The 9,508-nt window shown below is 62.7% G+C and carries 11 protein-coding genes; 5 read left to right on the plus strand and 6 right to left on the minus strand.

Going from position 1 to position 9,508, the window contains the following annotated elements; genetic code table 11:
* Window positions 1-583, plus strand: a 583-nt coding sequence (locus tag ACPZMI_RS10985) for a transposase (RefSeq protein WP_426352223.1), incomplete at its 5' end; no start/stop codon positions are given.
* A gap of 174 nt (window positions 584-757) precedes the next feature.
* Here ACPZMI_RS10985 and ACPZMI_RS10990 read toward each other — a convergent pair.
* Together ACPZMI_RS10990 and ACPZMI_RS10995 are read right to left on the minus strand one after the other, a co-directional pair.
* Window positions 758-2,107, minus strand: a complete 1,350-nt coding sequence (locus ACPZMI_RS10990) for a tryptophan--tRNA ligase (RefSeq protein WP_186711351.1) — start codon at window positions 2,105-2,107, stop codon at window positions 758-760.
* A 25-nt stretch (window positions 2,108-2,132) separates the two neighbouring features.
* Entirely contained in the window at window positions 2,133-2,768 is a 636-nt protein-coding gene (locus ACPZMI_RS10995) for an alpha/beta hydrolase (protein ID WP_411383191.1), read from the minus strand.
* 135 nt (window positions 2,769-2,903) lie between these two features.
* Between ACPZMI_RS10995 and ACPZMI_RS11000 the strand changes: the two genes are divergently transcribed.
* The gene (locus ACPZMI_RS11000) at window positions 2,904-3,341 is read left to right on the plus strand and encodes a Z-ring associated ZapG family protein (protein ID WP_054893983.1); all 438 of its coding nucleotides are present in this window, start codon (window positions 2,904-2,906) and stop codon (window positions 3,339-3,341) included.
* Between the two features lie 70 nt (window positions 3,342-3,411).
* Here ACPZMI_RS11000 and ACPZMI_RS11005 read toward each other — a convergent pair whose 3' ends face one another.
* Window positions 3,412-4,608: a methionine gamma-lyase gene (locus tag ACPZMI_RS11005; protein WP_426352224.1), complete on the minus strand. Its 1,197-nt coding sequence runs from the start codon at window positions 4,606-4,608 to the stop codon at window positions 3,412-3,414.
* A 127-nt stretch (window positions 4,609-4,735) separates the two neighbouring features.
* Between ACPZMI_RS11005 and ACPZMI_RS11010 the strand changes: the two genes are divergently transcribed.
* The 3 genes from ACPZMI_RS11010 to ACPZMI_RS11020 all read left to right on the plus strand — a co-directional run bounded on the left by ACPZMI_RS11010 (window position 4,736) and on the right by ACPZMI_RS11020 (window position 5,946).
* Window positions 4,736-5,215, plus strand: a complete 480-nt coding sequence (locus ACPZMI_RS11010; RefSeq protein WP_186718757.1) for an Lrp/AsnC family transcriptional regulator — start codon at window positions 4,736-4,738, stop codon at window positions 5,213-5,215.
* Between the two features lie 168 nt (window positions 5,216-5,383).
* Window positions 5,384-5,704, plus strand: a complete 321-nt coding sequence (locus ACPZMI_RS11015; RefSeq protein WP_186668087.1) for an S-type pyocin — start codon at window positions 5,384-5,386, stop codon at window positions 5,702-5,704.
* Window positions 5,701-5,946: a bacteriocin immunity protein gene (locus ACPZMI_RS11020; protein WP_426352225.1), complete on the plus strand. Its 246-nt coding sequence runs from the start codon at window positions 5,701-5,703 to the stop codon at window positions 5,944-5,946. The genes ACPZMI_RS11015 and ACPZMI_RS11020 overlap by 4 nt, the downstream gene beginning before the upstream one ends.
* Window positions 5,947-6,007: 61 nt before the next feature.
* Here ACPZMI_RS11020 and cysN read toward each other — a convergent pair whose 3' ends face one another.
* The 3 genes from cysN to ACPZMI_RS11035 all read right to left on the minus strand — a co-directional run.
* Window positions 6,008-7,909 carry a sulfate adenylyltransferase subunit CysN gene (cysN, locus tag ACPZMI_RS11025; RefSeq protein ID WP_426352226.1) on the minus strand — a complete coding sequence of 634 codons (1,902 nt, stop codon included), beginning with the start codon at window positions 7,907-7,909 and terminating at the stop codon, window positions 6,008-6,010.
* A 15-nt stretch (window positions 7,910-7,924) separates the two neighbouring features.
* Window positions 7,925-8,842, minus strand: coding sequence for a sulfate adenylyltransferase subunit CysD (cysD, locus tag ACPZMI_RS11030; protein WP_186668093.1), 918 nt, complete (start codon window positions 8,840-8,842; stop codon window positions 7,925-7,927).
* Window positions 8,843-9,016: 174 nt separating this feature from the next.
* The coding region (locus ACPZMI_RS11035) for a Nif3-like dinuclear metal center hexameric protein (protein ID WP_426352227.1) at window positions 9,017-9,508 on the minus strand (492 nt) is incomplete at its 5' end.

Raw genomic sequence — 9,508 nt, forward strand, 5'->3', positions numbered from 1 at the left:
GCTGCTGCAGCAGCGTGATCGTCTGGTCCAGCAGCGAGATGACGACCGGCGGCGCCTGAAACAGGCTCAGTCTGAGTTGGTTGCCAACTTCCTGAAGTCCAACCTCCAGCACTTCAAGTCTCAAATCAAGCAGATTGAACATGAGATCGAGCTGCAAGCCGAGGGGCTGGGCGATGAACGAATTGCTCAGTTGGCCCGGGTCAAAGGTATCGGGCTGGTGACGGCGGGGAAGCTTGTGACGCTGCTGCCGGAGTTGGGTCACGTGGAAGCCCGAGAAATAGCCTCGCTGGTCGGAGTGGCGCCGTTCAACCACGACAGTGGAACATCCGTAGGCAAGCGCTCGATCTCGGGAGGCCGGTTCGGGATAAGGTGCACGTTGTACATGTCGTGTTTGGTGGCTGTAAGGCACAACCCCTCGCTCAAGGCGAAGTACCAAGCACTGCGTGAAAGGGGCAAGGCAGCCAAGGTCGCAATTGTGGCATGCATGAGAGTTTTCATCGTACGACTCAATGCGATGCTAAGAACAGGCACCCCGTGGCAGGATGTGGAGTTGCCTCAGTGCAAGAGCGCAACACCGACGTAAGTCCGAACACAGTACGTGTGGGAGCGGCGGTTCGGCGCCCCGACTTGCCCGCGAAAAAGACACCGCGCTGCCTGGCACGGGCTGCGCCCGTGTTCGCGGGACAAGCCCGCTCCCACAGGGATTGGGCTGGCCTTTAGATTTTGAACAAGACAGTTGCTCCTACAGGTCCCTGTTTCAGTCCTGCTGGGGCGCCAACGCCTCACGCAGGCTCAGCACCGCCGCATCACGGGCGCTTGCATCGGCGAACTGCGGGCCTTCGGCCACCTGCTCGCCATCGAGCCACAGGCTGAAGCCCAGGCCATCTACACGCACATCCGCCTCGCCACCCTGCTGCAGTTGCTTGCTCACCGCGCCTGCACTCTTGCCGTCGGCGAAGCTGCGCGACAGCAACAATTGCTCGCCATCGGCGGCCAGGAGGCGGAAGCGGAAGCTGCCGTCTTCATCGCGGAAGCTGACGAAGCGCGCGCTCTTGGCAGCCTTCTTCTTCACTTCGGCGTTGACCTGGACGCTGCTGCGGAAGGAGCGCAGGCCCACCGACTCACGCAACTGCTCGAGGAACGGCGTGGCGATCTTGCGCGCCTTGGCTGCGCCGGCCAGGAGGATGTCTTCCAGGTCCGACGGACGCGAGATCAGTTGATGGTAGTGCTCGCGCTTCTCGGCCAACTGGCCGTCGAGCAACTGGAACAGGCGGCTCTTCGCCTCGCCCCAGCCCAGGCCCTGCAGCAACTCTTCGCGGAACTCGCCGGCTTGTGCGGCGCTGGCGAAGGCCTGGTACAGGGTGAACAGGTGGGAGTTGTCCGGATCCTTCGCCTCGCCTGGCGCACGCGAGTCGGTGACGATGCGCGAGATGGCGTCCTTCATGTCCTTGGCGCTGGTGAACAGCGGGATGGTGTTGTCGTAGCTTTTGGACATCTTGCGACCGTCCAGGCCTGGAAGCGTGGCCACGCTTTCCTCGATCACCGCCTCGGGCAGAACGAAGAACTCCTTGCCCTGGCCGAACAGGTGGTTGAAGCGCTGGCCGATGTCACGGGCCATTTCAACGTGCTGGATCTGGTCACGACCGACCGGAACCTTGTGTGCGTTGAACATCAGGATGTCGGCGGCCATCAGCACCGGGTAGCTGTACAGGCCCATGGACACGCCGGCATCCGGGTCTTCGCCGCTTTCCAGGTTCTTGTCGACCGAGGCCTTGTAGGCGTGGGCGCGATTGAGCAGGCCCTTGGCCGCCACGCAGGTCAGCAGCCAGGTCAGCTCGGGAATTTCAGGAATGTCGGACTGGCGGTAGAAGGTGACCTTGTCCGGGTCCAGGCCGCCGGCCAGCCAGGTGGCGGCGATTTCCAGGCGCGAGCGCTGGATGCGCAGCGGGTCGTCGCACTTGATCAGGGCGTGGTAGTCGGCCAGGAAGTAGAACGAGTCGGCACCGGGCTGCTGGCTGGCGAGGATCGCCGGACGGATGGCGCCGGCGTAGTTGCCCAGGTGCGGGGTGCCGGTGGTGGTGATACCGGTGAGAATGCGCGTGGTCATGGGTGATCGCTTATTCAGGCTTGGCTCAGTTCGAAAGACGCGGCAGCACCAGATCCTTCAGATCGGTCAGCTTGCCATGGAAGAAGTGTCCGCATTCTGCCACTTTCAGCAGCTCATGGGGGCGCGTCAGTGCGTCGGACCATTCATAGACCAACGCAGGGTCGACCACCTCGTCGGTTTCAGGCTGGACCACGGTGAGGGCGCAGCGCTCGGGCAGCGGGAAGTCGGCGGTCAGGCGCATCACCGCCGGGGCAATCATGAACAGATGTTGCAACTCGCTCCCGGCGCGTTCCAGCCGCCCGGCCAGGCTGGCGGCGACGAAGCCCCCGAACGAGAAGCCCATCAGTACCAGCGCCAGCTCAGGATGTGTGGCGCGCAGCCAGGCCGCGGCGGCCTCGGCATCGGCCACTTCGCCAGCGCCCATGTCGTGGCTGCCGGCGCTCTGGCCGACGCCACGGTAGTTGAAGCGCAGGGTGCTGTAGCCCGCATCGCGAGCCGTGCGCTGCAGCGTCGAGACCACCTTGTTGAGCATGGTGCCACCCTGGACCGGGTTGGGGTGGCAGATCAGCACCACGCCGCGGGCATCGGTCACGTCCAGGTACAAGGCTTCCAGCGGGCCACTGGGGCCATCGATGAACATGGGGGTTTCGCGGACAAGCAAGGCACTACTCCGTGACCTCGTGGGGGGTCGATTCGTCTAGAGGAGGAATTCTGTTCTGATTTGCGATCGCTCGCGGTATACAGCGCAGGTCTGAGCCGTTAACGTAAAGCAAAGCCGTTTATAGAGGAAGGACTCGTGGAACACTCGCTCCTTGTTTGGTTGCTGCCGACCCTGGCACTGGTCGTTGGTGTCGTCGTCGGTTTCGCCCTGGCCCGCCTTCTCCCCAACGCGGCTCCCAGCAGTACGCAACGCCAGCTGGACGACATCCAGCAGCGTTTCGACAATTACCAGAACGAAGTGGTCACCCACTTCAACAGCACGGCTTCTCTGGTCAAGAAACTGACCCAGAGCTACCAGGATGTGCAGGATCACCTGGCTGACGGGGCCAATCGCCTGGCCCTGGACGAGCTGACCCGCCAGCGCCTGCTCGCGTCGTTGCACTCCGAAGCCGCACAAGGTCCGCGCGATCGCCTGACACCGCCGAAGGATACCGCCGAAGTCCCACGCGACTACGCGCCCAAGGCGCCGAACTCGCCGGGCATGCTCGACGAGAGCTACGGCCTCAAGCGCTGACCCAGCAAGCATGACGAAGGCCGCGTAAAGCGGCCTTTTTTGTGCCCGTGAAAAGTGGCCATCACTTAACTCAAACACGGCTCCCGAGGGCCTGCCCAAGATCCGCCAGCAGGTCGTCGACATCCTCCAGGCCCACCGACAACCGCACCAACCCCTCGGAGATCCCATGCTGCGCTCGTTCCTCGGGCGTGTAGCTCGAATGGGTCATGCTCGCCGGGTGCTGCGCCAGCGACTCGGCATCCCCCAGGCTCACCGCGCGACTGAACAACTGCAACGCATTCATGAAGCGTCGCCCCGCCTGGATGCCGCCCTTGAGTTCGAAGGCAATCATCCCGCCCGGCAAACGCATCTGCCGCTGCGCCAGGCCGAACTGCGCAAAGCTCGGCAGGCCCGGGTAATGAATCAGCTCGACCTGTGGATGACGCTCCAGGAACTGCGCCACGCGCAGGGCATTGCTGCAATGGCGGTCCATGCGCAGGGCCAGGGTTTTCATACCACGCATCAGCAGCGATGCATCGTGCGGCGACAGCACAGCGCCGGTCATGTCCTTCAAGCCTTCCAGGCGAATCCGGTCGATCAGCGCCTTGCGCCCCACCACCAGCCCGGCGGTGATATCGCCGTGGCCACTGAGGTACTTGGTCGCCGAATGCACCACCAGGTCCGCGCCTAGCTCCAGCGGGCGTTGCAGATAGGGGGTGCAATAGGTGTTGTCGATCACCACCAGCAGGTCATGCCGGCGCGCCACGCCCACCACGACGGCGATGTCCACCAGGTGCATGTTGGGGTTGGCCGGGGTCTCGAAATAGATCATCCGCGTGCTGGAAGTGATCGCCGCCTCGAGCGCGACCGGATCGTTCAGGTCAACATGCCGCACCTTCACGCCGAACTCGCCGATGCCATGGTGCAGGAAAGCAAAAGTGCAACCGTACAAGGTGTCGCCGACGATCAGCTCATCCCCCGGGCGCAGCAGGGTCCACATCGTCGAGGTGATGGCACCCATGCCCGAGGCCAGGGCCAGCCCCGCCTCGCCGCCCTCCAGCGACGCCATGCGCTGCTCCAGCAGGGCCAGGGTCGGGTTGGAGATCCGACTATAGAAGTGTCCGCCCTGCTCTCCGGCAAAGCAGGCCGCGCCATACTCGACGCTTTCGAAAGCGTAGGTCGCGGTCTGGTAGACCGGCGGCACCAGCGCGCCACCATGGGACTGCGGGTCGTAGCCATGGTGAATGGCCCGCGTGGAAAAACCGGTCTTATCGACGGCAGCGCGCATGACAACAGCCTCCTTGTTGTTTGTTCTAAGCTTATGCCTTGGCACCCCGGATTTTTTTCCAAATTGCCCCGTGAACATCGGCAGTTCTGGAACAAAAACAACAATCAGACCGAAAAAAGGGCAAACCATGCCAGCCCCTCTGGACCGAACCGACCGCGCCCTGCTCGGCGCCCTGCAGGACAACGCCCGCCTCACCGTCGCCGAACTCGCCGACCAGGTTGCCCTGACCACTTCGCCTTGCTGGCGGCGGGTCAAGCTGCTGGAAGAAGGCGGCTATATCACCGGCTACCAGGCCATCCTTTCACCCAAGTCTCTGGGCTTTGGCGTCACAGCGTTCGTCAGCATCATGATGGAATCGCACAACAAGGACGCTGCCCGCGCCTTCGAGAAGCGCCTGATGGAAATCCCGGAAATCGTCGCCTGCCACAACATCTCGGGGCGCTATGACTTTCTCCTGGAGGTCCTCGCGCGGGACCTGGAGTCTTTCGGCGAATTCGCCCGCGAAGTGCTGCAGACACTGCCCGGGGTGAAGGAGATCTATTCGAGTTTTTCGTACAAGGCGGTGAAGGAAAGGCGGGTGATTCCGGTTGGGGAGAAGCATATCTAGGCGTCTTGCACAGGGTGCCAGCCCTGGACGACACCAGTAGCGGAGTTTTCTGACTCGGCACAAGAAAACAACCCGCGCAGAACTCGGCAATCGGAATCTATTCCCTGGCTGACCAAGCGTTGATCATGGGGGCACCTCACCCTGTCGTGCACAAGGAGCCCGAACGACATGGCCACACCCATCCCCACTCACATCGCCCAAAAACTCGCCGGACAACATTTCACAAGCTTCGACCAATTCTCCAGCACCTTCTGGATGACCATCGCCGAAGACCCGATACTCTCGAAGCAATTTGTCGAATCGCAGTTGAACCGGATCAAGAAAGGCTGGGCGCCTCGCGCGCCCTTTGGTGAAACGGCCAGAGGCTTGCGCTCCTACCAGATCTGCCATCTTTTGCCACCAGCGCTCAGCGCAGTGGTGTACGACATGGACAACATGCGAATCATGAGCGCCCTGCAATATGCGCTGTCCTCGGAGGTCGAGGAATGATCACCTTCAGGCAGCAGTTGAGCGACTACACACCTGACGAGTTCGAATCGTTGGTCGAAGTGCTGATCACCGCACAAGGTTCGGCAAGTTTCCAGGATGGGTTGCTGGAGCACTTCATCGACATCACCGCTCACCCGCAGGGGTCAGACCTCATCTATCACCCTGAATCAGGCACAAGCGAGTCGGCGAAGTGCATCGTGCAAAAGGTGATGACGTGGCGGCAGGACAATGGGCTGGCCTGAACGGGTCTGGCCCTCAACAGAAAACCCCGCCGAAGCGGGGTTTCTGGTGCAGCATCGGGCGTCAGATCGCGCCGCGCTGGCGCAGCACATCCAGCACTTGCTTCACGCCTTCCTCGACGTTGGTGCTCTGGGTGTCGATCACCAGGTCAGCATCCAGCGGCACGTCGAACGGGAAGCTTTCGCCCGGGATGTTGTCGCCACCGGCGGCATACAGGCCCTGTGGGTCACGCTCGCGGCACGCCAGCGGCGAAGCCTGGACGTAGACGGTCACCAGGCGCTCCTTGCCGATCAGCGCCTTGGCCTGCTCGCGGCCTTCGGCATCCGGGGCGACGAAGGCGGCCAGGGTCAGCAGGCCGGCTTCGTTGAACTGGCGCGCCACGTGGGCGGCGCGACGCCAGTTCTCGGTGCGACCTGCGCGATCCTGCGGCAAGCCCTTGTTCAGGTCATGGCGCAGGTTCTGGCCGTCGAGCACATAGACCGCACGGCCCATGTCGAACAGCTTGCGCTCCACGGCATAGGCCAGGGTGCTCTTGCCGGCGCCCGACAGGCCACTGAACAGCACGGTGGCCGGCTGCTGGCCGAAGCGCAGGGCGCGCTCCTCGGTGGAGACGTGGGCGAGCTTGCCATGCTGGCCAGTGCTGCCGTGCGGCAGCACCGGCGGGGCGATGATCATGCCGGCGCCCACGGTGCCGTTGGTCAGGCGATCGATGACGATGAACGCACCGGTGGTGCGGTTGCTGTCGTAGCCGTCCAGGGCAATGGCGGCGTCCAGCGACACCTTGACCCGGCCGATCTCGTTCAGTTGCAGCGCGCTGGCGGCGCCCTGCTCCAGGGTGTTCACATCGACCTTGTGGGTAATGCTGGCAATCGAGCCCGGCACGTAGCTGGTGGCGCGCTTGATGTCGTACTTCTTGCCCGGAAGCATCGGCTCCTCGGCCATCCACACCAGCATGGCGTCGAACTGGTCGGCCACCTGCGGGACATTGTCGGCATGCACCAGCAGGTCACCACGGGAGATGTCGATCTCGTCTTCCATGGTCAGGGTCACGGCCTGGCCTGGGCCTGCGTTCTCCAGCTCGCCCTCGTAGGTGACGATGGACTTGACCCGGCTGCTCTTGCCCGACGGCAGCACCACAATGTCGTCGCCCTTGTGCACCACGCCACTGGCGATGGTGCCGGCGAAGCCACGGAAGTTCAGGTTCGGACGATTGACGTACTGCACCGGGAAACGCAGATCGGTGACGTTGCGGTCAGCCGAAACCTCGACGGTCTCGAGGATCTCCATCAGTGCCGGGCCCGTGTACCACGGCGAACGCTCGCTGCGGTTGACCACGTTGTCGCCCTTGAGCGCCGACATCGGCACGAAGTGCAGGCTCGACGGTTTCAGGTCGATGGCGTCGGCGAACTTCAGGTAGTCGGCCTTGATCGACTCGAAGACCTGCTCGTCGAAGCCTTTGAGGTCCATCTTGTTGATCGCGACCACGATGTGCTTGATGCCCAGCAGCGAGGCAATGTAGCTGTGGCGGCGGGTCTGGGTCTGCACGCCGTAGCGGGCATCGACCAGGATGATCGCCAGGTCGCAGGTCGAGGCGCCGGTGGCCATGTTGCGGGTGTACTGCTCATGGCCCGGGGTGTCGGCGATGATGAACTTGCGCTTGGCGGTGGAGAAGTAGCGGTAGGCGACATCGATGGTGATGCCCTGCTCGCGTTCGGCCTGCAGGCCATCGACCAGCAGCGCCAGGTCGACTTCCTCGCCAGTGGTGCCGGACTTCTTCGAGTCACGGGTGATGGCCTCGAGGTGGTCCTCGTAGATCATCTTCGAATCGTGCAGCAGGCGCCCGATCAGGGTGCTCTTGCCGTCATCCACGTTGCCGCAGGTGAGGAAACGCAGCAGTTCTTTGCGCTCGTGCTGAGCCAGATAAGCGAGGATGTCTTCGCTGATCAAATCGGATTGGTGCGACATGGAGTAACCCTGAAGTTAGAAGTAGCCCTGACGTTTCTTGTCTTCCATGGAGCCGGCGCCATCGTGGTCGATGACTCGGCCCTGACGCTCGGAAGTACGCGTCAGAAGCATTTCCTGAATGATGTCGGTCAGCGTTTCGGCTTCGGACTCGACAGCGCCCGTCAACGGGTAGCAGCCCAGGGTACGGAAACGCACCTTCTTCTTGACGATACGTGCCTTTTCCTCGGCGCTGAGGTGCTCGAGGATGCGATCGTCGTCGATCATGATCAGGGTGCCGTTCTTCTCGATGACTTCACGCTCGGCAGCGAAGTACAGCGGCACGATCGGGATGCCTTCGAGGTAGATGTACTGCCAGATGTCCAGCTCGGTCCAGTTCGACAGCGGGAAGACGCGGATCGACTCGCCCTTGTTGACCTTGCCGTTGTAGACGTTCCACAGCTCCGGACGCTGGTTCTTCGGGTCCCAGCGGTGCTTGCTGTCGCGGAACGAGTAGACGCGCTCCTTGGCCCGCGACTTCTCTTCATCGCGGCGCGCGCCACCGAAGGCGGCGTCGAAACCATGCTTGTCGAGCGCCTGCTTCAGGCCCTGGGTCTTCATGATGTCGGTGTGCTTGGAGCTACCGTGGGTGAAGGGGTTGATCCCTTGCGCCACACCCTCGGGGTTGACGTGGGTGATCAGCTCCAGCCCCATTTCCTCGACCATCTTGTCGCGGAAGCGGTACATCTCCTGGAATTTCCACTGGGTGTCGACGTGCATCACCGGGAACGGCAGCTTGCCCGGGAAGAAGGCCTTGCGCGCCAGGTGCAGCATCACGGCGGAGTCCTTGCCGATCGAGTACAGCATCACCGGGTTGTCGAACTCGGCGGCCACCTCGCGGATGATGTGGATGCTCTCCGCCTCCAGCTGTTTCAAGTGCGTCAGTTTGTCGACCATGGCTACTCACGAAAAACGATCTTATGGACGGCCAGCGGGCCGTGTTCGAGCGAGCCACTTTATCACAGCGCCTGATTCTATTTAGGAGGGCTGCTAGATCGAAACGGTCTAATGATATGACTGGGGGTTTGAGGACCCTGTCGCGGGCTGAGCCTGCTACAGGGCCCCGCCCGACTAGATTGGATTCGGGCAATCGATGAACAGGTGCTCCAGGGCAAAGCGCTTGGCCAGGTAGTCGCCCAGCGCCTGCACCCCGTAGCGTTCGGTGGCATGGTGCCCCGCAGCGATGAAGCTGATGCCGTTCTCGCGCGCACTGTGGTAGGTCTGCTCGGAGGCCTCTCCGCTGATGAACAGGTCGACACCCGCGGCGATGGCGTTGTCGATATAGCCCTGGCCGCCACCGGTGCACCACCCCACCCGGCGAATCATCCCCTCGCCCTCGACTACGAGCGGCTCGCGGCCCATGACTTCGCGCACGCGGCGGGCGAAATCGCCGGCCGACATGGGCTCGGCGAGGGAGCCGATCAGGCCGACCACTCGAGGGTTTTCGGGATCGAGCGGGCCTTCGACGGTGATGTCGAGATGGGGCGCCAACTGCACGTTGTTTCCCCCCTCCGGGTGCACGTCCCGCCACAGGTGGAACGACAAAAGGCTGATGTCCTGTTT

It is taken from the genome of Pseudomonas wayambapalatensis, assembly GCF_049942315.1.
In the GTDB taxonomy this organism is placed as follows: domain Bacteria; phylum Pseudomonadota; class Gammaproteobacteria; order Pseudomonadales; family Pseudomonadaceae; genus Aquipseudomonas; species Aquipseudomonas wayambapalatensis.